At 64.7% G+C, this 21,217-nt stretch carries 23 protein-coding genes and 1 pseudogene; 11 read left to right on the top strand and 13 right to left on the bottom strand.

All coding sequences use genetic code 11. The annotated features are described in order from the left end of the window. Nucleotides 1-186 precede the first annotated feature (186 nt). Nucleotides 187-954, bottom strand: coding sequence for a hypothetical protein (locus tag AC1DEM_RS08910; RefSeq protein WP_476884084.1), 768 nt, complete (start codon nt 952-954; stop codon nt 187-189). Next, on the bottom strand, nt 951-1,892 hold the full coding sequence (locus AC1DEM_RS08915; RefSeq protein ID WP_476884085.1) for a ParA family protein: 942 nt from the start codon (nt 1,890-1,892) through the stop codon (nt 951-953). The genes AC1DEM_RS08910 and AC1DEM_RS08915 overlap by 4 nt, the downstream gene beginning before the upstream one ends. Before the next feature lie 711 nt (nt 1,893-2,603). Between AC1DEM_RS08915 and AC1DEM_RS08920 the strand changes: the two genes are divergently transcribed. Beyond that, complete coding sequence (locus AC1DEM_RS08920; RefSeq protein ID WP_476884086.1) at nt 2,604-2,801, top strand: hypothetical protein; 198 nt, start codon at nt 2,604-2,606, stop codon at nt 2,799-2,801. A gap of 431 nt (nt 2,802-3,232) precedes the next feature. Here AC1DEM_RS08920 and AC1DEM_RS08925 read toward each other — a convergent pair whose 3' ends face one another. The 3 genes from AC1DEM_RS08925 to AC1DEM_RS08935 all read right to left on the bottom strand — a co-directional run bounded on the left by AC1DEM_RS08925 (nt 3,233) and on the right by AC1DEM_RS08935 (nt 4,232). Further along, entirely contained in the window at nt 3,233-3,379 is a 147-nt protein-coding gene (locus tag AC1DEM_RS08925; RefSeq protein ID WP_441410653.1) for a lmo0937 family membrane protein, read from the bottom strand. 180 nt (nt 3,380-3,559) lie between these two features. Beyond that, nucleotides 3,560-3,757 carry a hypothetical protein gene (locus tag AC1DEM_RS08930; protein ID WP_476851104.1) on the bottom strand — a complete coding sequence of 66 codons (198 nt, stop codon included), beginning with the start codon at nt 3,755-3,757 and terminating at the stop codon, nt 3,560-3,562. Between the two features lie 100 nt (nt 3,758-3,857). Continuing rightward, entirely contained in the window at nt 3,858-4,232 is a 375-nt protein-coding gene (locus tag AC1DEM_RS08935; RefSeq protein WP_476851103.1) for a hypothetical protein, read from the bottom strand. A 486-nt stretch (nt 4,233-4,718) separates the two neighbouring features. Here AC1DEM_RS08935 and AC1DEM_RS08940 point away from each other — a divergent pair, with 486 nt between their 5' ends. Together AC1DEM_RS08940 and AC1DEM_RS08945 are read left to right on the top strand one after the other, a co-directional pair. Next, nucleotides 4,719-5,147: a hypothetical protein gene (locus AC1DEM_RS08940; protein ID WP_476851102.1), complete on the top strand. Its 429-nt coding sequence runs from the start codon at nt 4,719-4,721 to the stop codon at nt 5,145-5,147. A 25-nt stretch (nt 5,148-5,172) separates the two neighbouring features. Next, complete coding sequence (locus tag AC1DEM_RS08945; RefSeq protein WP_476851101.1) at nt 5,173-6,060, top strand: response regulator; 888 nt, start codon at nt 5,173-5,175, stop codon at nt 6,058-6,060. A 969-nt stretch (nt 6,061-7,029) separates the two neighbouring features. Here AC1DEM_RS08945 and AC1DEM_RS08950 read toward each other — a convergent pair. Continuing rightward, the gene (locus AC1DEM_RS08950) at nt 7,030-7,458 is read right to left on the bottom strand and encodes a hypothetical protein (RefSeq protein ID WP_441410660.1); all 429 of its coding nucleotides are present in this window, start codon (nt 7,456-7,458) and stop codon (nt 7,030-7,032) included. A gap of 253 nt (nt 7,459-7,711) precedes the next feature. Here AC1DEM_RS08950 and AC1DEM_RS08955 point away from each other — a divergent pair, with 253 nt between their 5' ends. Next, nucleotides 7,712-8,689 carry an MIP/aquaporin family protein gene (locus AC1DEM_RS08955; protein ID WP_476851100.1) on the top strand — a complete coding sequence of 326 codons (978 nt, stop codon included), beginning with the start codon at nt 7,712-7,714 and terminating at the stop codon, nt 8,687-8,689. A 108-nt stretch (nt 8,690-8,797) separates the two neighbouring features. On the opposite strand, the gene AC1DEM_RS08960 is transcribed toward AC1DEM_RS08955, so the two are convergent. After that, a complete protein-coding gene (locus AC1DEM_RS08960) occupies nt 8,798-9,028 on the bottom strand; it encodes an SRPBCC domain-containing protein (protein WP_476851099.1) in 231 nt (76 codons plus the stop codon). A gap of 86 nt (nt 9,029-9,114) precedes the next feature. Continuing rightward, a complete protein-coding gene (locus AC1DEM_RS08965) occupies nt 9,115-10,302 on the bottom strand; it encodes an FAD-dependent monooxygenase (RefSeq protein WP_476851098.1) in 1,188 nt (395 codons plus the stop codon). Between the two features lie 98 nt (nt 10,303-10,400). On the opposite strand from AC1DEM_RS08965, the gene AC1DEM_RS08970 reads away from it, so the two are divergent. Then, nucleotides 10,401-10,805, top strand: coding sequence for a VOC family protein (locus tag AC1DEM_RS08970; RefSeq protein ID WP_476851097.1), 405 nt, complete (start codon nt 10,401-10,403; stop codon nt 10,803-10,805). Nucleotides 10,806-11,151: 346 nt separating this feature from the next. Here the strand turns inward: AC1DEM_RS08970 and AC1DEM_RS08975 are convergent, their stop codons facing one another. The 4 genes from AC1DEM_RS08975 to AC1DEM_RS08990 all read right to left on the bottom strand — a co-directional run bounded on the left by AC1DEM_RS08975 (nt 11,152) and on the right by AC1DEM_RS08990 (nt 13,596). Then, nucleotides 11,152-11,979 (bottom strand): DUF1648 domain-containing protein, encoded by an 828-nt coding sequence (locus AC1DEM_RS08975; RefSeq protein WP_476851096.1) that lies wholly within the window; start codon nt 11,977-11,979, stop codon nt 11,152-11,154. A 60-nt stretch (nt 11,980-12,039) separates the two neighbouring features. Then, nucleotides 12,040-12,198: a hypothetical protein gene (locus AC1DEM_RS08980; protein ID WP_476851095.1), complete on the bottom strand. Its 159-nt coding sequence runs from the start codon at nt 12,196-12,198 to the stop codon at nt 12,040-12,042. Next, nucleotides 12,195-12,587, bottom strand: a complete 393-nt coding sequence (locus AC1DEM_RS08985; RefSeq protein WP_476851094.1) for a GntR family transcriptional regulator — start codon at nt 12,585-12,587, stop codon at nt 12,195-12,197. Before AC1DEM_RS08985 ends, AC1DEM_RS08980 begins: the two co-directional genes overlap by 4 nt. A gap of 394 nt (nt 12,588-12,981) precedes the next feature. Then, a complete protein-coding gene (locus AC1DEM_RS08990) occupies nt 12,982-13,596 on the bottom strand; it encodes a hypothetical protein (protein WP_476851093.1) in 615 nt (204 codons plus the stop codon). Between the two features lie 623 nt (nt 13,597-14,219). Between AC1DEM_RS08990 and AC1DEM_RS08995 the strand changes: the two are divergent. Then, nucleotides 14,220-14,365 (top strand): annotated as a pseudogene (locus AC1DEM_RS08995) (IS110 family transposase); the annotation flags it as partial. Nucleotides 14,366-14,735: 370 nt separating this feature from the next. Further along, nucleotides 14,736-15,755 (top strand): SDR family oxidoreductase, encoded by a 1,020-nt coding sequence (locus tag AC1DEM_RS09000; protein ID WP_476851092.1) that lies wholly within the window; start codon nt 14,736-14,738, stop codon nt 15,753-15,755. 357 nt (nt 15,756-16,112) lie between these two features. Here AC1DEM_RS09000 and AC1DEM_RS09005 read toward each other — a convergent pair whose 3' ends face one another. Then, nucleotides 16,113-16,598, bottom strand: a complete 486-nt coding sequence (locus tag AC1DEM_RS09005) for a MarR family transcriptional regulator (RefSeq protein WP_476851091.1) — start codon at nt 16,596-16,598, stop codon at nt 16,113-16,115. An 84-nt stretch (nt 16,599-16,682) separates the two neighbouring features. On the opposite strand from AC1DEM_RS09005, the gene AC1DEM_RS09010 reads away from it, so the two are divergent. The 4 genes from AC1DEM_RS09010 to AC1DEM_RS09025 are packed head-to-tail and all read left to right on the top strand — an operon-like array spanning nt 16,683 to nt 21,214. Continuing rightward, entirely contained in the window at nt 16,683-17,138 is a 456-nt protein-coding gene (locus tag AC1DEM_RS09010) for a hypothetical protein (protein WP_476851090.1), read from the top strand. Then, nucleotides 17,135-17,785 carry a gluconate 2-dehydrogenase subunit 3 family protein gene (locus AC1DEM_RS09015; protein ID WP_441410672.1) on the top strand — a complete coding sequence of 217 codons (651 nt, stop codon included), beginning with the start codon at nt 17,135-17,137 and terminating at the stop codon, nt 17,783-17,785. The genes AC1DEM_RS09010 and AC1DEM_RS09015 overlap by 4 nt, the downstream gene beginning before the upstream one ends. Further along, a complete protein-coding gene (locus tag AC1DEM_RS09020; RefSeq protein WP_476851089.1) occupies nt 17,782-19,443 on the top strand; it encodes a GMC family oxidoreductase in 1,662 nt (553 codons plus the stop codon). The genes AC1DEM_RS09015 and AC1DEM_RS09020 overlap by 4 nt, the downstream gene beginning before the upstream one ends. After that, a complete protein-coding gene (locus AC1DEM_RS09025; RefSeq protein ID WP_476851088.1) occupies nt 19,421-21,214 on the top strand; it encodes a thiamine pyrophosphate-requiring protein in 1,794 nt (597 codons plus the stop codon). Before AC1DEM_RS09020 ends, AC1DEM_RS09025 begins: the two co-directional genes overlap by 23 nt. Nucleotides 21,215-21,217: the final 3 nt, after the last annotated feature.

Genomic DNA, 21,217 nt, shown 5'->3' on the forward strand with positions numbered 1-21,217 from the left:
TGGACGGGAGATTCAACGCGCGCAGGACACCACTCCCCTGTTTTGGAGTGGCCCCACTCCCCCGGTGTGAACGGCCGGCATCCGGGCCGGACCAAGATTTCGTGCCATAAGCCACGCCATAAAACCTATGGGACGTCAGGCCCTTGAGTCACGCACGATGGTCAAGTCGGATTCCACGCGCCCTCACTACCCTGCGTCCGGAGCTGTTGTCTGGTCGAGATGAAGCTTGAAGACGGCTGAGACGAGCGCGCTCCGCGACGGTGCGTCAAACTCCTGGACTTTCTCGTCGAGCCAGGCGATCTGCACCCCGTCGAGGCGCAGCTGGATTTGGATGCCGGCTTCCCCTCGACGCCGCGGCGCGCGGCGCGGCATGCCGGAGCTGGTGAGCACGGTCTCTGTCGCGAACTGGCTCGCGATCTGCTCGTTGGCTACGGACTCAAAGGCGTCGATGAGCAGGTCGGCGTATGTGGTCCGGTCCCGGTACACGGCGTCCTTGACGTCAGAGAGCAGCGGAGGAGGCAGGTAGACCCCGACGTTGCGCAAGCCGCCCGGTACGGTCTCTGACGCCTTCTGCGCTGGCTTCGCTGCGGGAGCCTGTCTGGCGGAGGGGCGCGGTGCGGCCTCCGGTGCCAGATTCGGCTCCCCTTCCGGCTTTGGCTTTGCCGGTTCGTTTTCGACTGGTTCGGAGGCGACGCCGGCCGGTGCGGGCGCAACCACAGGAGCAGCTGCCGGCTCCTGGGCATCCTCAGCTTCCTGAACCACCTGCGAAACAGTGTCGACGGGTGCCTCCACGGCCACCTTTACAGCGGGCTCCTGCACCGGCTCCTGGGGAGCAGTGCGTTCCGGCGCCTGTGTGCCCTTCCCCCGCCGGGGTGCCAGCAAGCCCTCCAGCTTTGCCCCGCGAGCCGGTGTGACGGGCGTGAAGGCTTCTGCCAGGCTCTGTCGGCCGCTCATGCCTGGTCACCGCTTTCGATCTCGTTCAGCCGGGCAAGGATCTCGCCGGTCAGTTGTTCGTATTCTTCAGCCAGTCCGCCGGCGTTGCGCGAAAAGAACCCCGCTTCCGGCTTCTGTCCCGAGCGCAGCGCCTTGAGCCGGTTCTTCTGGGCCTCGGTCACGGCACCTTCGAGCTCGTGGAAGAGGAGGCCCTTGCGGCGCGCGTCGGCGCTGGCGCTTTCCAAGTTACGGATGCGGGTCTCAAAGACCGGGGCGACCGTTCCGAGCATCTCTTCAAGGGTGTCGCGAACGCTGCGTTCCAGGCGCAACGAGCGCGGGCCGACACTGAACAGGACGATGCCGGCCAGCTGCAGTGAAGGGTTCCGGTCCCGCACGGCCAGGAAGCGCCGGGCGATGCGTTCAACACCGTCGATGCTTGCGTCGTCGGAGCGAGTGGGGATGACGACAGCGCTGGAGATGGCGAAGGCACCCTCAACGAGGATCCGCTCCCCCGGTGGTGTGTCGATCAGGATCAGGTCGTAGTCGTCGGCCAGCGGCGCTAGGACGGCGTACAGCATGTCTCCAAAGTCGCCGGCGTCGGAACGGCTCGAGCGGGAGACCATGAGTCCCTGGATGTCTTCAAGGTCCTGGCCGCCGGGGATGACGTCGAGGTTTTCCCGGACGTCCCGAAGGATCATTGGCTCGGTGCCGGCGATGAGTGCCTGGAACAGTTCGCGGCCGGTCTGCCGTTCGTAGCCTAGGTCGCGGGCCAGATCCCCCTGCGGGTCAAGATCAACCATCAGCACACGGGAGCCGGCCAGTGCGACGTAGCCGCCGACGTTGGCGGCAGTGGTGGTTTTCCCTACCCCTCCTTTACCGTTCGCCAGAGATACGACCCGGTCGATTGCCTGTGTTTGGCGTGTTTTCGGGCTTGCTGGGGCTGTTATTGATCGTGCCATCGGCCGGTAGTCTCTCCTACGTGGTGGGGCATGTAGTGCTCTGCTTTCAACGCTATGTGAAGTCACCCGGGAATCATGGCAGTGACACGCGCAAGATGGATCACACAAAGTCTGGTGGGAACGCCTGCGGTGCAGCACATGTGAACCCCTATTGGTCATTTCGTTGGCGGTCCGGCTATCCCTTCGATTGGACAGCTTGTTGTATCTAACGCTGTTCCAGGCGTTGTTGATCCCATTGGATGTTCTGTGAGTTTTCCTGTGGAATGCCCCGATGTTAAGTCACGCTATAAAAACTGTTGGGTAATTAGCTGGCCTGCCTGTGGATATCTGCATTGACCGGTCTATTTGCCTAGCAATTGACCTATCCGATTGATGGACTGTGTTTAGTCATGCAGAACGGTATATTTTGTCACCAACCCAGACTCCTGTTGCTCAGTAGGCATTTCTGCCTGTTGTGTGTGTGGCGTCACATCTGGCCCATGAGACGATGGTGCATCCAATGGGAACTATGGCATGACTTATGGCATGAAATCTCGTTGTCTTGAGAGTGTGGGCCCTGTGGGCTGGATAACCAGAATGCGCGCTGGTCCCGACGCCGATGCCCCCACAGTAGTCACGCCCCATGCTAATCGGACCGGCAGGGCTCCGCGGGGGACTGCTGCGTCATAGCCCAGGCACGCTGAGGCCTTGCTATTGGCGTCGTTGACGTCAATGTCGATCCAGCGGTCGATGGGCAGTTCCCACGCCGAAGTGCTGGGAATGGTCTTCATTTTCGTGGACGGCAACGACTACATGCACCCGGAGCTGCGTGCCCTGCTGCTGAACACCGACGGGTTCGGGGTCATCAGCGACCGGCTCCTGTACGCACGACGCGGGTACCGCTGCAGTGGCGGGGGGAGTGCGGTTTAGGGCCCTTGGCGGCTCGCCTACCCGATCGAACCTAGAGCGTCCTCACTCTGCTGCGCTGTGGCAATCAGTCTGGTGAATGACGCAGCGGACCGTTCTCATAAAACGATCGATTGATGAGACACGCGGCGGCTCGCAGAGGGCCTCAGGAGTTCCCGGCACCACAAGGGCCGCCGCTGTCTCGAAATGCCGTCCAACAAAAGGCGGTCTCACAACAGCGAATTGTTCGGGATTGAGAGAATACGGGAGAGTTGCCGGCTGTGATCGGATACCCGAGTTCTCATGCTTACTCCCTCGGCGGTCAGAGGCCCTTGGAAGCCACTTCAAGGCGACTAGTCAAACGACCGTTGTTGACGCTGGACGCTCTTCCGGCACCTGTGGTCTGTCCGACAACTCGGCGGCGGCGGGAACATAGTTCCTATTCACACGCGGGACTACACGCGGGACCTGCCGCGGAGGAAGTGGAAGATCAGGACGACCACGGCAATTACCAGAAGCAGGTGAATGAGCCCACCGCCGATGCCTCCGAGCAGGCCGAGAAGCCAGAGAACAGCGATAATGATGGCTATCCAAAGCAACATGAGAGTCTCCCTTGTTTGTCTGCGGATGGAAATGCTGATTCTGCGCCCTGGCTGGTCTGCGTATTTTGGCACGAGGCGTTCCCTTAAAGGGATCGGGCAGGTTCGGTTCGGGTCCCCGTGCCGCCCGCACCCGGCGCCTGACCGGTCCAGCACGGCGTAGGGCGGAGCTGATGTGGCCGGTTATACGTCAGGAGATTTTTCCGTGGCCGGAGGGTGTTCTCCGGCCAGGTGGTGTGCTTCCTTGAGATGGCGTGCGAGCTTTTCCTCAGCGGCAGCGCGCCGTTGCCCGATGGTGCGCATCTGGTGTGTGGTCAGGTCCTCGCGGCGCGTCCACGCGGCGGCACGTTGTGCCGGCCCGGGTTCGGTGTGTTCGTTCATGACCGCATCGTCGCACACGATCTTTCTGGGCAAAAGGCACAATTTTGCAACGCCTGGGAGCGCAAGCGTTCCCCCACGGATCGAGGAACCGGACCGGGGTCTAGGCAGCCGGAGCCGATGCCGGGCCGTTTTCTTTCGCCGGTCCCCGGCCGATCGGGGTGGTCCGGTCGGCGTCGGCACCCTTGGTTTGGAATCCCTGGGGGAGCGGTGCGAGGGGAAGTTCCCGGTGGACGATGTAATCGCAGGCCGCGGGGCCAATCATCGCCAGCCCGGTGCACAGGCCGCCCGGGTGGTCGGGCTGGATGTTCGCTGCGCGCAGCCCGGCTCTGAAACTTCTGGCTGGAGCGGGTGTGGTTCTCCGGAGGGAGCACCAGCTGAGGTATAGACCGTACAGCTCTTCCTGGGTGAGTCCGTCAGCGTCCTGGTTCCGGGCGATGCAGTCATTGACGAATTCGTGTAGCGGTGACTTCAACATCTTGGCCTCCTGCGTCCGCGGCGTAGCCGCTCAACTGGCACAGCTATCAAGGGGTGAAGCAAAACCGTCCCGGCTTCGGGTACATAGAAAATTTAAGATGCCGGGCTGCGACTGTCAACCGGAGCATACGCCTTGACTTCGAGGCGCATCATGGAGCGGACGTGAGTGTCTGCAGGGGCCTTGAGGGCGTTCCCTTGTCCCTGGAACCTGGCAGCAAGCAATGACAAAGGCCTGGTCCGGTGGGTGAATTTACAGGGGGCAATGGTTTGCATCGGTCAACGGTTCCAAGTGGGCCCCGGAGCCTGGCTCGTCCCGCGGTTCCGGACGGGTGGGCTGACCCAGCGGGCGGCGGTGCAGGGATGGCCCCCTCGGCTGGCCGGTTCCTTGTCAGTGTCAGGACCGGGAGTTAGCCTGATTCACGGGGGCACGACGAGTGAAGCGGGGCCGCTGGATGTGGGCCAGCTTTCCCGGACAAAGGAGTCTGTCATGTCTACCGTTTCCCATCCGAGCAAACCGGGGCCGTCCAGCTGGTCCCAGGGGCAGCGGCTCTGGTGCGCTCAATGCCAGACGGATGAGTACCTGATCATCGAATCCATCGACACCCTCCGGCCACCGCGCATGGGGCTGGTCGACGTCGCGTACACCTGCGTTGAATGTGACTTCTTTTACGCCCACACCGCCTCGGTGGGGGATGTTGCTGTGGTCCTGAACCGGCCGGGCCAACGATCCGGGGTGCTGCAGTTCGGCGGCAACTACCTCCATTGCGGGGAACCGATGACAATGGCCGGATCCCAGCAGCGCAGCATCCATGCCACGCTCTCAACGGAACTGACCGGTGAAGGCCCCCTGGAGGTGTACCTGCGCACCAGGGTGCTGCGCTGCAGCTGCGGGTTCCAAATGGAGATACCCGACTGACACCCTGGGGCTAGGGAACGGAGCAATGATGGCTGACCCGGAACGCCGTCCGTGCACCGCTTTTGTCGGTCGGGGCGTATACCTGCTGGACGATCACGAGGTCGTGAGGCGGGGGTTGCGCCAGCTGCTGGAGTTCGATGGTCTCGGCATCGCCGGGGAATCCGGATCCGCGCGCGAAGCGGTCCGGCGGATTCCTGCCCTTCGCCCGGAGCTGGTCATTATTGATGATGACCTTCCGGACGGTTCCGGTGCCGAGGTGTGCCGTGCCGTTGCCGTGGCGGACCCGCGGATCCGGTGTGTGCTGATGACCGAGGAGGGCGGCGAGACCGTGCTGATCGACGCCATTCTGGCCGGCGCGTGGGGATGCCTGTCCAAAGACGATGAGGGCAGCGAACAGCTCAGGCTCATCCGACGGGCCCTGGCCGGGCACACCGCGTACAGCGGCCGCTTTTATCCGGCGATCGTGGCCCCGTTCTTCCTGCTCCAGCCACAGCGCCCGGATGAGAATCTCCTGACCCTCACGAAACAGGAAATGACTGCCGCGATCGGCCTGGGGAAAGGACTGAGCAACCGCCAAATCAGCAAGGAGATGTTTCTGGCAGAAAAAACCGTGAAGAACATGGTCTCGACCATCCTGACGAAACTCGGCACCGCGACCAGGACGCAGGCCGCCCTGCTTGTCACCGCAACCCTCGACCACTCCGAAAACCCCTCCTACGGAGGCTACCGGTCCAGCCAATTCCCGGACCTGATCCCCGAAGTCACTGCAGCACTGTTGAATTGCACCGGCGAGGCCGGCACCGTGCCACCTACGGACCAGAAGCGGGCAACGGACGCCGCCCGGCTTGCCGCCGCCCTTACTGCGGCCCGGACCGGGCTGAGAGTCAGGCGTCCTCAACAGAGCAGCACTTAAGAGTCCGGAGCGGAGATTCCGCGGGCTCTCCAAACCTGATGGACCCGGAGAGCCTCAGTGGTGTCCGGGACGGCCGCCAAGTTCGAGGCTTAACGGCGGCTCGCTGAAGGGGCGCACGGGGACATGGACGGATAAGGCCGTCACCACCGCCTGGCCGCTATCCGTGGCGAACATGAACGAAGCGACTGAAGGCATGCCAAGGTCCGGTAAGGCATGGGCGGCCGACCGAAAGCTGGCCAGGCATTTGTAGTTTCAGGGCCATAGGACTCTTACCGTTACTCTTGCCCGGCCATAGGTATTGATATGCCGCAGCGGGTTCCCTCCGATAGGCGGGTGCGGTGATGGTTGGCCCGGGTGCCGTTGGAACTCGCCCGGGCTGCCTCCGCGCCGGGGGCGCGTGATGCGGTGGGGGTCCTGGGGTGCGCCTGTGGGCTTTGAACCCTCGTCCCGAGGATTAAGAGTTCACTGCTCTGCCAACGGAGCTACGGGTGTGGGGGAGGCTTGCCCGCCGTGTGCTCGTTCCTTGTTTGGGGCGGCGCCGGCTGCGTTGTTTAGGAGGCGCGCGTCAGCTGTCGTTTGCACGGTTCTGTGTCGCCCTGGCACGTTCGAGGGCAGGGTTCTGCGTTATCGTGCCGGGATTAACGATGTCGTTCATTCTGCCCGTGAGGGACGGTAAAGGTCAGCTCCCGCGCTCCCCGGAAGAGCAGGCGTGCCTCAATTCGTGGCTGACTCAAGCACCGGCGGGTCACGCGTTGCTGCCGGCCACGCCCTCCCTCTGGAATCGGCTAGGCAAAGAATGCGCCGCGCCTCGGGTGAGCGGTCGGCCGGCTTCTCACCCGGGCTGCTGACCGGGTAGTCAGTGACCAGCAGTGCCGTTTACAGCGGCACCGAATATTGCGTCAGCCTGGGGGTTTCACTACTGGTGGTCGACGGCGCTCCCGGCCTGTTCTGCGGGGTGCAGGTGCCGGACTATTCCTGTTTATCTGTCCCGGTGCCGGTGCCGGTGCCGGTGTCCGTATCGGTGTCGGTCTTGGTGCGCGGTTTGCGGACGGGATCCACGGAACCGCTTGCTCCGTAGTTGCCCTCTGGATACTGACCGATTTCAGATTCAGCGGTGCGGCCCGGTGTCGACCCGGCGTCGCCGAAGTTGGCTTTCACGTAGCGTCCCGATTCCTTTGCCTTGTCTCCGAGGGGTTCGGGCAGTCCGCCTTCGCTGCCGGCCGCCCCGTAGTCCCCTTCGATGTATTGGCCTTCCTCGTCGTCCGCATGGCGGCCGCTTTGCGCTCCGGCCTTGCCGTAGTTGCCTTCGACGTACCGGCCGCGCAGGTCTGGTTCTTCCGGCTTCTTCTCCGGGCCTGCCTCATCGGGGGTGTCTTCAATGCTGCTGTCGTCGGACATGGTGGTGCCTTTCCCAAACGAAATCCGCGTCTTTGCGGCGCAATCCAAGCCCACCGTGGGCCGCGCTCCCCGACAGAATCCGCCTCCGGGCCTGCTGGGGCTTGCCGGGACGGGACGGGAGGGGCGGGCCCGAGGTGCTGCCCACGGCGGATAGATCTTAGACCGTTGCCTACGGACACTATTGGCGTAGCATAAATCTACTGGGGTTGTCAATTTCGGTAGGTAGATCAGATGACTCGAGGAGGCACTCGCGATGAGCGATATCAGTCCACTCAGAAATGCAGTCCGTCATGGCAGCGGCCTTAAGCAGTTGGGCGGCACTTGGGGTGAACTTCTTGCAGAGTTTCTCGGCACTTTTGTGCTGATCTCTTTCGGCGACGGCGTTGTGGCCATGGCAGTCGCCGCTTTGCCGGGATCCGGCCGGGCCGCTACATCGACGACGATCTTCCTGGCCGCCGGGGACTGGCTGTTGATCACCTGGGGATGGGCACTGGCGGTGACGATGGCCATCTACGTTGCCGGTGGCGTCAGCGGCGCACACATCAATCCGGCAGTGACCCTGGCGTTCGCAGTCCGGCGTAAATTTCCCTGGGGCAAAGTGGGTCCGTATATCGTCGCCCAGGTTCTGGGCGCCTTCGTCGGCGCCGCGATGGTGTACCTGCTGTATCACGACGCCATCGATGCCTATAACCAGGCCGTCGGGACCGGGCGTGCAGATCCGAAGGGGCTTGCCAGCTACTCCATTTTCGCCACCTTCCCCGCACCCTACTTCAACGGCAGCCCCGTGGGGCCGCTGGTCGACCAGATTGTCGGCACGGCCTTCCTCCTCATGTTCGTGGTGGCCATCATCGACATGCGCAATACCGCGGTCCAGGCGAACCTGGGTCCGTTCATGATCGGGCTGGCCGTTGCAGCCATCGGCATGTCGATCGGCGCGAACGCCGGCTATGCCATCAACCCGGCCCGTGACTTCGGGCCACGGCTGTTTGCCTGGCTGGCCGGATGGGGGCAGACGGCGCTGCCGGGCACCGTGGACGGGGCCTTCAGCTGGTATTTCTGGGTGCCGATCGTCGGGCCTTTCATCGGCGCAGTGATCGGCGTGCTGCTCTACGACTGGTTCATCGGCGACGTCCTCCATGCGCGCATCAGGCTGCAGGAATCCACGCCTCCGGGCCGGGCAGGCGGAGAGACACCTCCGGCGACCGAAACGAAAAGGACGGCCGAAACATAGGCGATTAAGGATTCTGAGAGATGGGCGTCGCAGGGAGATTTGCTCCTCCGGTTCAAAGGCGCCGGCTCGGCCCGGGCGGGCGTATAATCACAATGGCAGGCCATGTCGTCAGGTTCGACTACCCCGGACTGGCGGATACCCACTCCTCGGTCTGCGCAGCGTTTCCGTCAGCTTCTTGAGTATCTGTCCGCGCCAGCCGCCGGCCATGAGGCGGTGAGCTCTCACGTGACTATGCGCCTGCGGGTCGAACCCTTCGTGAATGAGGATCAGCCGCGTGCCGCCGCCTTCGAGAATCAGAGACCACGTCACCGCGCTGTTCAGGTCGTTGCCTGCTGACATCAGGGTGTCCTTCGGATTCCCAGGGTGTTGTGCGGGTCTTTCATGCGGCTTCCACTAATGGTCACTGGGGATGGCGTGGGTCGGGCTTATTTTGCAATTCTGCCCACGATCTGGCGGGCCACCAGTCGGTCGATTCCTGGCAGATGGGTTGCCCGTATGGTCCACCGGCGCAGGAGGCGCTGGGTCCGGTTCGCGGGGAGGAACGATGACGCGGTGCGTCTCCCGGCGGCTTGAGCCTCCTCGACCACGGGTCGCCAGCGTCGCTCGAACTCGGTGAGGGCCGAACTGATCCCCTCGGGTGAGGCCACGGGTCCAAGGATGTCCCCCAGTAGCGCGGCACCGGCGATGGCGAGCGAGCCGCCCTGGCCCGCGAGGAGCGATACGGCCCCGCAGGCGTCCCCCACGAGAACGGTCCGCTCCCTCTGCCAGCCCGGCATGGCGATCTGTGCGACGACATCGTCGTAGGGATGCTCGGGGCACAAGTCCAGCAGCCGGTCGACCGCGTGGCCGAGTCCGGCGAACTCGCGGCGCAGCCGCTCCCGCGGGCTCCCGGGCCGCAGGTGCCGTGGTGCGCCTGTGGCGTCCCGGTAGACCATGAATGCCGCCACCTCGTCCGAGCGGAGGCTGTAGAGCCCGACCATCCGGTCGATGCTGTCGCTGAGGACGAACCTGTTCCGGAAGCTTGCATTCAGGATCGGTTCGGTCACGATGAATGCGGCAGCACGCATGCCCAAGGGGCGCAAGTACTCCTCTTCGGGCCCGAAGACCCGGGCGCGCACTCCGGAATGGATGCCGTCAGCGCCCACGAGGACGTCCGCGGAGATCGTCACGTCCGGCGAGTCATCGACGGCGACCCGCACGCCGTCCTCATCATTCCACACCAGGGAAACGGGCATCCCGTAGCGGACCTGCACCCGGCCCGGGGCCACGTCGTCGAGCGCGGCGAGGGCTGCGCACTCCATGTCGGGGCGCAGCAGGCTCAGGACCTTCCCGCCGGCAAGCCGGGCGAACTGGTCGTAGTCGAGGCTGGACGTCGGGCGGCCTTCTGCGTCCACATACTCGGCTGCCTCGACATGGTAGGCCACCTCTGCGAGCCGCGGGTAGAGGCCGATTCTTTCCGCAGCCTCGACTCCCGGACCGAAGAAGTCCATCATGTAGCCATCGGGACGCGGAGCGGCCGATTTCTCGAGAAGCTCGACGTCCCAGCCGGCCAAGCCGAGCTGGCGGGCCGCGACGAGGCCCGCTATGCCCGCCCCGACAACCACTGCCTTCATGTCCTGCCCCGAACGATCGTAGGCGTGTCTGATATTCGGCGCGTTGACAGGCCGCGAGGTGGCGCGTATTCCTGAGTGCAGAGCAAGGAGGTCTCCTTATGGCCACCGTAAGCGTGCGCTACATCGTCGATGATGTCGATACATCCATCAATTTTTACCGCGAACATTTGGCATTCACGCTCGTCATGCATCCGGCCCCGCCTTTTGCCATGCTCGAGCGCGGTGATTTGCGGCTGCTGCTCAGCGCTCCGAGCGGCCAGGGCGGAGGAGGGCAGAGCATGCCCGACGGCACCAGGCCCGCGCCGGGCGGGTGGAATCGATTCGCGCTGGAGGTGTCTGACCTCGCGGCAACCGTGCGGACCCTCCGCGACGCAGGCGTGCAGTTCCGCAATGACATCGTGACGGGCATGGGCGGAAATCAGGTACTGATCGAAGACCCCTCGGGCAATCCGATCGAACTATTCGAACCGACGATTCCCGAGGCTCGGCTCGCGACATCCTGATCCCAATGGCGGTGGGCCCACACAGTCACAGTCGTGCCCTTCGTCCGGAGGGAATGAGGCATCAAGTCTTTAGGCGTACGCCGGGCATGCAGGACACGGGTCCCGAACGTCCGCCACCGTTGCTGCGAGCAGACGGCAGTTGGCTCCATGAGGGTCGCCGGGGGCGCGCCGGGACCCTGGTCAGGCGGCCTGTGAACGCCGCCCCGCCCGCACACCCGGCACATGGGAAAGCCTCTCGAGGCAGGGGCTTTCGCCGTTACCGATAGACATTGGGGAGGGACGCAAGTCCACTCGCGACGCTATGGTCTGGGTCAGCCGCCAAAACGGAGGCTGACCGCCAGGCCGATCAGCGCGGCCGCACCGGCCAGAAGCATCGCTGCCCTGGGATTGCCGAAGTTAGCGTCCATCCCAGACCGAACCGGCGCGGAACGACCAGCGCATGGTCTTCGCGGTTGATGTAGAACAGGCCACCGCGCCAGTGCTTGTCATCGTCCCGGTGGATCAGGCCGGTGTCTTCCTCGGCGTCGTTCCGCTCCCGGCTGTTCCTGGCCAGGATGACGACGGCCACCACGGCGGCGGTCAGGATCGGGAGGACGATTACCAGCGGCGCCCACGGTGTGACCGTCCCGGTCCACATCAGCAGCGATGATCCCAGCATTCCCAGGTCGATCATCGCGGTCAGCCCGAGCAGGGCCTCGGCACCCAGTGACATGTAATGGCGGTACCAGCGCGCTGAGGTAACGGGGTGTGCCGGGTTGAGATCGGGCCGGCTGCGGACGATGGCCGCTGCTATACCGGCGAGCAGCGCGGTCATGCCGATCTGCACGAACACCAGTGAGAAGGCGGCGCCGACCGACTTGGCGACCACGCGGTTGGGCACCCCGTTCGCGTCGTAGTGGACCGCGAGAACTTCGGGCATCGATGGGTAGCTGATCACGCCGATCACTACCGTGGCGGCCGTGATGATCAGTGCCGGGGCCAGCCAGAGCCAGGGAAACCGCGGTGGATTGGTCCGCAGTTCGGTGTCCACCGCGATGCCCTGGTGCAGGCCCCGGTACCAGCCCCCGGCGGCCTTGGCGGCCCGGATCTCGTGGTTGGCCAGGAAGAAGCAGCCGTACCAGACGCCCTCGAGCACCAGCACCGACAGCGGCAACACCAACGTTGCGCCGGTCACGGCGAAGATGAGCACGCCGGCCGCGGCGGTGGCGATTCCACCGAGGAGTACCCGCCAGCGTTAGATGCTGGTCTGCCGGACCACCGTCGGGTCCCCGGCATGCTGGGGCGGTACCCGGACCCCGAAGGGCACGGCGGGGCTGGTGATCGAGGGCAGCGCCAGGGCGATTACGAGCGCGAGTGCCAGCACCGCGGAGCTCAGGATGATGGCAACGGTCATGGCGTGTCCTCTGGCTTCTTGGCATCAAATGACTCGACTATCGCCCGGCAGGTCGCGAGAACCTCGTCGGCCGGCAGGCCTCTGGCCAAGGCCTCGGCAAGCAGGGTCCGAGCCCTCGCGGTCCACTCTGCGGGGAACGGCGGATCCGCGACCGTCGGGGTCACCACCGCACCGGTCTTGCGGTTGAGCCGGATCAGGCCTTCCTGGCGCAGGAGGTCGTAGGCCTTGTTCACGGTGTGGAAGTTGATGCCGAAGTCGGCCGCGACCGTCCTGGTGGCCGGCAAGGTGCTGCCCTCGGTCAGCGCGCCTTCGGCGATCGCCTCCACGATCTGGTCCCGGAGCTGCTGATAGATCGGTATCTCTCTGGCCAGGTCGACGTTGAGGATCATCCTTCCCACCTCCCACGGTTGTTCTATCGCAGCTCAGGGTCAAAGCCGGTGGCGCCGACGTACGCCATCGCGCCATCAGCAGTATCAACCCACACATAAAGCCACGAGCCGGTCGGGCGGACATTCCCCTGGCGAACTGTTATCAACCGTTTCTCAAATCGCTCCATCGACTGAGGATAAACCCCTTCATTTTCCCTGAACCAGCTGTCCGTATGCCGGTCGATCACCGTGCCCAGGAACGCGCCGCTACGTTCCGTGCAGGTGCTGGCTTGTGACTCGCAGCGATAAATGGCGGTCTTTTCGCAGCGCTATTTTGTCACCCCGCAGATCCTTGAAAAGCTTGTTCGTTCTTCTTGTTCGGTGCTCTCGTCAGGACCGCGTCGTTGCCCCTCGGTTACCCGGGGCGGCCCGACCGACTGCCTGCACGCTCCTGGCGAACCGCGCTCACGGCGCGCACGGCAACTACGGCGGCCACGATCAGCACGGCCGCGGCCAAGGCCGTGCCCGGTCCACCCAGCCGCCCGGTGACGGCACGGGGAAACCCGTGTGCGGGCTGGCCGGTGCTGCCACCTGTGACCTCGTTGTCCGTCACCTCCCATTCGGCAGAGGAGGGGAAGATACCGGCCGGAAGCCTCTGCTGTCGGAGACGCCGACGTGAGGCAAGCCTGCGCCGCACTTTCTCATTCGGAGCGGGCATTACGCCGTCCGCTGCCACCGCGGCGGGGAGGTCAACGATGTAGGGCTCACCGTAATAGGCCGCCGAAGCCACCGAGTCCAGCCAGATGCCGGGCGGGGGTTCCACCCCGCGGCGCGAGAACGCAGCCAAGAGCATCTGCTGGATCTCACCCAGGCTCTTGCCCCGGGCGACCTGCGTGACTTCGAAAATGGCCAGCTGGAGCTGCACCTTCTCATCCGCCGCCGGATCTTTGGCGCTCGGAGCCTGTTCAACGGGGTCGGTGTTAAGTGGCCCGGTCTTGGGTGTGCCCGCGTTGCGCGAGTCGGGGCTCATGGGGGTTCCTTTCTGTCATGTTGGGTCCAACTGCCCTTCGAATTTGCCCGTCCGCGGGCATCGACGGTACTTGCTCGCCGCCCGGTAACTTGACCCGGAAGCCCGTGCGGCGGGGTTGGGACGGTGCTGTTCCGAGTCACCTCTACCGGACTGGGTCCGACCGAACGCGGCCTGGTTATCCGCGAAACGGGGACGAGACAAGGGGCAGGTGTGTCTATCGTGGCGCAATTCCGTCGGTTTGTCGTCGGCGTTGACACTCATGCCATAACCACTTCCACGCCATCACCGCCGCAAGTTACGAACCGCTCAAGACTCTCTCGCGTTGACCGTCGTCCGAAGGGTCCGCGAGGGGCCGGGGTCTTTTTGCCTTGGCGGAAGCCGTTGCCGCGGCGATCTCCGAGCTTGGGAGCCGGAGTGCAGGCCACGGTCGTTGCTCCGGAGACAGGAAATTCCCGATTTGTGGTTCGACCGGGTGGGGCGTTGGAGCCCGGCCGCCCCGCTTCACACCGGCCGTGATCCGGACCAAACACCGGACCCCCGCGGGACTCCGGCAGGAGCCCCGGCAACCTCCACCGCCCCGCGGCTACGACCGGCAGCTCCTGCGGGTTTTCTACAGGTCGGATCTCTCGGCCCTGAAGAGCAGCCCGCCTCCCGGACCTACTACGACCGAAAGCGCGCCGAAGGCAAGACCCACACCCAGACCATGCTCTCCCTGGCCCGGCGCCGCCTCAACCTTCTCTGGGCCGTGCTCCGCGACGGCACCACCTACATCCGAGTTCCCGCAGGCGGGCTCTATGGCCACCTGACGACACGGGCCTGCGGAGCTCCACTCGTGCCGAATCGGTCGTCCACGGAACCCTCTCCAGGAGTATCTGGATAACGGTTGATCCGGGGTTCCTGGTCGTGACGCATGCTTTGCAATAGTGCAGAGTCGCCAGCATGCGGAAGGGCCATGTCGACCAGAACGACCCAAGGGCCGCCACAGTCAGGTATTTTCCTGAGATCCATAAGCCTGCATACTGTTGCGGTTACGCAATGATTCCCGTTAGATTGAAGACTTAGTGGGGGACCCGGCTCGGCGCCCGTGCAGGAAGGGCGGGAAGCTGACGCGATTGCTGACACTCTAAGGAGTCACCCTCATGGACAAGGCCCGGCGTATCGTCGCTATTACCGGATCCAGTGGCGGAATCGGGCGCGCATCGGCGGTTGCCTTTGGCCGTCAAGGCGCCACCGTTGCCTTGCTTGCCCGTGGCGAGGCAGGTCTGGCCGGGGCCGCGCAGGAGGTGGAGGCCGCCGGCGGCCGCGCGTGGACTTTGAGCGTCGATGTCGCCGACGCCGATGCTGTGGATGCTGCCGCCGAGCGAATTGAGCGCGAGTTGGGGCCCATCGACGTCTGGGTCAACGTTGCCTTCACTTCGGTTTTCTCCCCCTTTTCGGAAATTTCCGCAGCTGAGTTCGCACGCGTGACCGAGGTCAGCTACCTCGGTTACGTCTACGGAACCATGTCGGCCTTGAAGCGCATGCGGCCGCGAAACCGCGGCGTCATAGTGCAGGTCGGCTCGGCCCTGGCCTACCGGGGCATCCCGTTGCAAACCGCCTACTGCGGCGCGAAACATGCTATCCAGGGTTTCAATGAATCGCTGCGGTGTGAACTGCTGCATGAGTCGAGCGGGATCCACACCACGATGGTGCAAATGCCGGCGGTCAACACGCCCCAGTTTTCCTGGGTCCTGTCCCGCCTTCCGCGACAGGCGCAGCCCGTGCCGCCGATTTACCAGCCGGAGCTGGCCGCCCGGGCGGTCGTGTACGCGGCGGAGCATCCACAGCGTCGGGAGTACTGGGTCGGCGGCAGCACTGCGGGGACACTCATCGCGAACGCCGTCGCCCCAGGCCTGCTCGACCGCTACCTGGCCAAGACAGGCTTCAACGCCCAGCAGACCGCGGAACCCCGCCATCCCGACCAGCCCAAGAATCTCTGGGAACCTGCCGACAAACGGAAGGATTTCGGGACGCGCGGTATTTTTGATTCCAGGGCCTCCAACCGCAGCGCGCAGCTGTGGGCCTCCCAGCACTATGCAGCGGTGGGCGCGGCCGCAGCCGGGCTCCTCGCCTCCGTGGCCGTCGCGGGCCGCGCGCTTTTGCGGTCGGCGAACCGGTGAAGCCGCTGGAATTGGTCCGGGCGGCGTACGGGATGTGCGAGCTGTTGGCACCGGATTATGTTTCCGGCCTGCTACTGGGTGAGATGCCGGATGGCAGGACCCGCGTGGTGATCCGGATTCTGGGCGCACGGCACCTGGTTCAGGCGGTGCTGACTGTCCGCGGCGGGCGCTCTGCCCACCTTGTCGGAGGCAGTGTGGATGTGGTCCACGCCGCGAGTATGGCCGGGGTCGCCGTGTTGGATAGCCGTCATCGGAGGTCTGCGGGAGTCAGCGCGGCGCTTGCGTTGGTTTTCGCGGCGGGGGAGTTCGGATGATCATCGTCAGCGGTGTTGCTTGCGCGCCTGGCAGCGGCGCCGGTCACACGTGCAGGTCGATGGTGAACCTGCCGTCTTCGGTGCCTTCGCCGCCGTCCGCCGCGGCAAACGCGTCCATTCCCAGCGCCGTGGCGCCGCGCAACTCGTTTGTCATCCGTCCCATCACCGCGGCAACGGCGTTTCGCCGGTGCTCCAGGACGGTGTTGACCAGCGACGCGCCTTCAGGGGTCAGGGACAACTCCACGTACCGCCGGTCCGCGGGGTCATCGCGCCGCGCGATCAGTCCGGCATTGACCAGCCGGTCGCAGGTGCGGGTGGCGTTGGACGGGTGGACCCCCAGTTCCATGGCTACCGCACCGAGATTTTGCGGTCCGCGCGAGGCAATCATTACCAGCACCCGCAGCTGGGGGCTGGTGACAATGTCTTCGACTTCGACAACTGACTGGGCCACGACACGCAGCAGGACGTTCGCGGCCCTAAGGACCGCATCGATCTGGGCGTCGGCGCGCTCGTCGCTGTTTCTTTCCACGCACCCCAGTATTACCCCGGTGCTTGCGGAGCAGCAAAGTTTGCCCAGCGGCACGTATTTTTCCTGATTGCGGAGGAGCGCACCATGAAGCATGCACCCGAAAGGGAAATGACCCACCTCGTTGATCGCCTGGTCCGCAACGTGAAAACGGGCAGATTCGAACGGTCTCTTTCCGGGCTCACCGCAGCGGGGGCCTTGGTGACAGCGGCAGAAATCTACTTCGAACATGACAAGGCCAGCTTCGGGAACAAATGGATGTGGCTGCCCGTGGCGCTTGGTCCGGTGGGCGCCGCGGCCGGGCTTGCCGGGGTCTTCAGCCGCAGGATGGCCAAAACTGTATTGCCGATCGCCAGTGCCGCGATAGTGGCCAATGGGCTGCAGGGAACCTATCTGCATGCCCGGGGAATAGCCCAAAAACCGGGCGGATTCTCCAATCTGCGCTACAACCTGGAGATGGGACCGCCGCTGCTGGCGCCGCTGCTGGTGACATTGGTCGGCGGCATGGGGCTGCTGGCTTCCGTTCTCAGGCGGGAGCGATGAGCCGGCTTCCCCTGGATAGGGGCGCCGGTGGTGGCCGGTACCCGGGATTCAGCACGCTCGCCCAGTCCGGCCATTGGGACCGGGCAACCGCGGGCGTGGTCCTGGGCCGGCTGGCGCGACCCGCCGACATCCGTTTCTTCACCCCGGCCGAAGAGGCCACTGCCAGGGCACTCTTTGACCAACTCCTTGACCAGCATGCCGAGCCCCGCGTCCCGGTCGTTAACTTCGTCGACGCGCGCCTGGCCGAGAACCAGACCGACGGCTGGCGCTTCGAGGACATGCCTGAAGACGGACAGGCCTGGCGGACATCGCTGTCGGCGCTGGACCGTGCGGCGGAAGAGGCGTTCAACCAGACGTTCGCCAGCTGCAACGACGACCGGCAGGCCGACCTGCTCCGGACCGTCAGGGACCTGGGCGCTTCGTCATGGCAGGGCCTGCCGGCCGGACGCGTGTGGGGGCTGTGGACCCGCTACGCGTGCACAGCCTTTTACTCACATCCGTGGGCGTGGGACGAGATCGGATTCGGGGGGCCCGCGTACCCCCGCGGGTATAAAAATGTGGGACTCAACCGGCTGGAACCGTTCGAAGTGGCCGATACCAGACCCACGGAGGACCCCGTGGCGCTGGACGGTGGAACCCGGAGGTGAGCCACGTGCGGAGCGTGCGGAGCCGTAATGAATCCGCGTGGCTGCTGCCGGCCGGCCCGGGCAGCAACCACCGGCTGCGCGATGACATGCGCGTGTTCGATGACCGTGACGAAGTGGACATCGTTATCGTGGGGTGCGGAGCGGGCGGCTCAACCATGCTGCAACGGCTGGCCCGCGCGGGATGGCGGGCGGTCGCCCTCGATGCTGGCCCGTTCTGGGACCCTGAGCGTGACTGGGTGAGTGACGAGGCCGGCTCGCATCAACTGTATTGGACCGATCCGCGCGTGATCGGCGGTGATGACCCCGTGCCCCTCGGATCGAACAACTCAGGCCGCGGGGTGGGTGGCTCCATGGTGCACTACGCCGGATACACGCCCCGGTTCCACCCCAGCGACTTCCGCACCTTCACCACGGACGGCGTCGGCGCCGACTGGCCCCTGGACTACGCGGATCTGCGTCCCTTTTATGAGGACATCGAAGGGGAACTCCCGGTGGCCGGAGAACCCTGGCCGTGGGGCGATCCGCACCGGTATCCGCACCGGCCTCACCCCGTCTCGGGCAACGGAGAGCTCTTCCTCCGCGGTGCACGCGCCTGCGGGATCACGGCCAAGGTCGGTCCGGTCGCGATCGCCAACGGCCGCTTCGGCAACCGGCCACACTGCATTTACCGGGGCTTTTGCCTTCAAGGCTGCAAGGTGAACGCGAAGGCCTCGCCCCTGATAACCCACATTCCGGACGCACTCGCCCACGGCGCCGAAGTGCGGGCCGATTCGATGGTGACCCGCATCGGCTTCGACGAAGGGACCGGCAGGGCCACCGGTGTCCACTACACCCGGCACGGGCGGGAACGGTTCCAGCGGGCGCGGATGGTGGCCGTCGCCGGATATTCGATCGAAACACCGCGTCTCCTGCTGAATTCGACCTCAGCGAGATTCCCGCAGGGTATGTGCAACGACTTCGACCAGGTCGGCCGGTACGTGATGGTCCAGGGCGCGCCGCAAACGGCGGGCCGGTTCGACGCGGAGGTACGCATGTGGAAGGCTCCGCCGCCGGAAGTCAGCACTGAGGACTTCTATGAAACGGACCCCACCAAGCCCTACAAGCGCGGATTCTCCATTCAGACCGTTTCGCCGCTGCCCATCACCTGGGCCGAGCACGTCTCCGCCCAGGGACATTGGGGAGCGGACTTGCGCCGCTACATGAGCGACTTTCCGCATTGGGCCTGCCTGGGCGCGCTGTGCGAATTTCTTCCGCTGGAAGGAAACCGTGTCACCTTGGCGGAGGAAAAAGACCGGACCGGGCTGCCGGTTGCCGAGTTCAGCTACAGCCAATGCGAGAACGACCGGCAACTGATGGGCGCCGCGCAGGATGTCATGGAGAAGATCCTGAAAGCTGCAGGCGCGGACGAAGTCATGACCATCAAACGCTTCGCCCATCTGGTGGGCGGGGCGCGGATGGCTGCCGACGAACGCCATGGCGTGGTCGACCAGATGTGCCGCAGCTTCGCCGTTCCGAACCTGTTCATCACCGACGGCAGCGTGTTGCCGACACAGGGAAGCGCGAACCCGGCGCTGACGATCATGGCGGTGGCGGCCCGCGCCGCCGAAAGACTGAGCACTGGAAGGGAAACTGATCATGGCATCACAGACAGTTGCTGATTATTTGCTGGCCCGGCTCCGCGAATGGGGCGTGGACAAAGTTTTTGCTTTTCCGGGGGACGGCATCAACGGGTTGCTCGCTGCCTTCGGGAAAGCCGGCAACGAACCGAAATTCATTCAGGCCCGACACGAAGAAATGAGTGCCTTCGAAGCCGTCGGCTATGCCAAGTTCTCCGGCAAGGTCGGGGTCTGCATGGCCACCTCCGGCCCGGGCGCGATCCACCTGCTCAACGGGCTGTACGACGCGAAACTGGACCACGTGCCGGTGGTGGCGATCGTCGGCCAGACAGCCCGCAGCGCGATGGGAGGCTCCTACCAGCAAGAAGTGGATCTGCTGAGCCTCTTCAAGGACGTGGCCTCCGAGTACCTCCAGATGGTCACGGTCCCCGAGCAGCTCCCCAACGTCCTGGACCGGGCCGTACGGATAGCCCTGGCAAGGAAGGCCCCGACGGCGGTCATCATCCCGTCCGATGTCCAGGAATTGGAGTACACGCCACCGACGCACGCCTTCAAGATGGTTCCTTCCAGCCTCGGCATCCGTTGGCCTGAAATCCAGCCCAACGACGACGCGATTCGCGGCGCGGCCCAGCTGCTCAACGAGGGAAGCAAAGTGGCCATGCTCATTGGCCGGGGGGCCCGTGGCGCGGCCGCGGAGGTCCGCCAGGTCGCGGAATTGCTGGGCGCAGGCGTTGCCAAGGCGCTGCTCGGCAAGGACTCCCTGCCCGACGATCTTCCCTATGTGACCGGATCAATCGGCCTTCTCGGAACCCGCCCCAGCTACGAAATGATGCGCGACTGCGACACCCTGCTGACCATCGGATCAAGCTTCCCCTACACCCAGTTCATGCCGGAAGAAGGGCAGGCGCGCGGTGTCCAGATCGACATCGACCCAGGCATGATCGGACTGCGGTACCCCTACGAATTCAACATCGTCGCCGATTCCGCCACCGCCCTGCGGGCATTGATTCCGCATCTGCAGCGGAAACAGAACCAGTCCTGGCGCGCAGACCTGGAAACGAAAATCACCCGGTGGTGGGAGACCATGCGCGCCGAGGCCATGGTCGAAGCCAGCCCCATCAACCCCATGCGGCTCTTCTCCGAGCTCTCCGACCGGCTGCCTGACGACGCAATCCTCACAGCAGACTCCGGATCCGCGGCCAACTGGTACGCCCGGCAACTGAAGTTTCATGGCCACATCCGCGGCTCCTTGTCCGGCAACCTGGCCACCATGGGACCGGCGGTGCCCTACGCCATTGGAGCAAAATTCGCCCACCCCGCACGTCCTGTGATCGCCTTCGCCGGGGACGGTGCCATGCAGATGAACGGCATGGCCGAGCTCATCACCATCCAGCGCTACTGGCGCGAGTGGACTGATCCCAGGCTCATCGTTGCGATCCTGCACAACGATGACCTGAACCAGGTGACCTGGGAAATGCGGGCCATGGGAGGGGCCCCGGCGTTCCGTGAATCCCAAGCCCTTCCCGACGTCGACTACGCGGCTTTCACGTCCAGCCTCGGGCTGCAGGGCATCAGCGTGGGGTCCCCCGACGAACTCGGGGACGCATGGGAGAAGGCACTCGCAGCGGACCGGCCGACCGTTCTGGATGTGCGCACAGACCCGGACATCCCGCCAATCCCGCCCCACGCCACCCTGGAACAGGCACTCAACAGCGCAAAAGCGGTCATGAAGGGCGACGACAGCGGCTGGGGCATCATCAAAGAAGGCGTCAAAGCCAAGGCCCAGGAGTTCCTCCCGCACAAGAAGGATTGACCG

It is taken from the genome of Arthrobacter sp. 05T420 (assembly GCF_056396305.1).

Excerpts from the sequence above, each read along its gene's own strand:
- AC1DEM_RS08910 (WP_476884084.1), bottom strand. The coding sequence starts at position 954 with ATGAGCGGCCGACAGAGCCTGGCAGAAGCCTTCACGCCCGTCACACCG.
- AC1DEM_RS08915 (WP_476884085.1), bottom strand. The coding sequence starts at position 1,892 with ATGGCACGATCAATAACAGCCCCAGCAAGCCCGAAAACACGCCAAACA.
- AC1DEM_RS08920 (WP_476884086.1), top strand. The coding sequence starts at position 2,604 with ATGTCGATCCAGCGGTCGATGGGCAGTTCCCACGCCGAAGTGCTGGGA.
- AC1DEM_RS08925 (WP_441410653.1), bottom strand. The coding sequence starts at position 3,379 with ATGTTGCTTTGGATAGCCATCATTATCGCTGTTCTCTGGCTTCTCGGC.
- AC1DEM_RS08930 (WP_476851104.1), bottom strand. The coding sequence starts at position 3,757 with ATGAACGAACACACCGAACCCGGGCCGGCACAACGTGCCGCCGCGTGG.
- AC1DEM_RS08935 (WP_476851103.1), bottom strand. The coding sequence starts at position 4,232 with ATGTTGAAGTCACCGCTACACGAATTCGTCAATGACTGCATCGCCCGG.
- AC1DEM_RS08940 (WP_476851102.1), top strand. The coding sequence starts at position 4,719 with ATGTCTACCGTTTCCCATCCGAGCAAACCGGGGCCGTCCAGCTGGTCC.
- AC1DEM_RS08945 (WP_476851101.1), top strand. The coding sequence starts at position 5,173 with ATGATGGCTGACCCGGAACGCCGTCCGTGCACCGCTTTTGTCGGTCGG.
- AC1DEM_RS08950 (WP_441410660.1), bottom strand. The coding sequence starts at position 7,458 with ATGTCCGACGACAGCAGCATTGAAGACACCCCCGATGAGGCAGGCCCG.
- AC1DEM_RS08955 (WP_476851100.1), top strand. The coding sequence starts at position 7,712 with ATGAGCGATATCAGTCCACTCAGAAATGCAGTCCGTCATGGCAGCGGC.
- AC1DEM_RS08960 (WP_476851099.1), bottom strand. The coding sequence starts at position 9,028 with ATGTCAGCAGGCAACGACCTGAACAGCGCGGTGACGTGGTCTCTGATT.
- AC1DEM_RS08965 (WP_476851098.1), bottom strand. The coding sequence starts at position 10,302 with ATGAAGGCAGTGGTTGTCGGGGCGGGCATAGCGGGCCTCGTCGCGGCC.
- AC1DEM_RS08970 (WP_476851097.1), top strand. The coding sequence starts at position 10,401 with ATGGCCACCGTAAGCGTGCGCTACATCGTCGATGATGTCGATACATCC.
- AC1DEM_RS08980 (WP_476851095.1), bottom strand. The coding sequence starts at position 12,198 with ATGACCGTTGCCATCATCCTGAGCTCCGCGGTGCTGGCACTCGCGCTC.
- AC1DEM_RS08985 (WP_476851094.1), bottom strand. The coding sequence starts at position 12,587 with ATGATCCTCAACGTCGACCTGGCCAGAGAGATACCGATCTATCAGCAG.
- AC1DEM_RS08990 (WP_476851093.1), bottom strand. The coding sequence starts at position 13,596 with ATGAGCCCCGACTCGCGCAACGCGGGCACACCCAAGACCGGGCCACTT.
- AC1DEM_RS09000 (WP_476851092.1), top strand. The coding sequence starts at position 14,736 with ATGGACAAGGCCCGGCGTATCGTCGCTATTACCGGATCCAGTGGCGGA.
- AC1DEM_RS09010 (WP_476851090.1), top strand. The coding sequence starts at position 16,683 with ATGAAGCATGCACCCGAAAGGGAAATGACCCACCTCGTTGATCGCCTG.
- AC1DEM_RS09015 (WP_441410672.1), top strand. The coding sequence starts at position 17,135 with ATGAGCCGGCTTCCCCTGGATAGGGGCGCCGGTGGTGGCCGGTACCCG.
- AC1DEM_RS09025 (WP_476851088.1), top strand. The coding sequence starts at position 19,421 with ATGGCATCACAGACAGTTGCTGATTATTTGCTGGCCCGGCTCCGCGAA.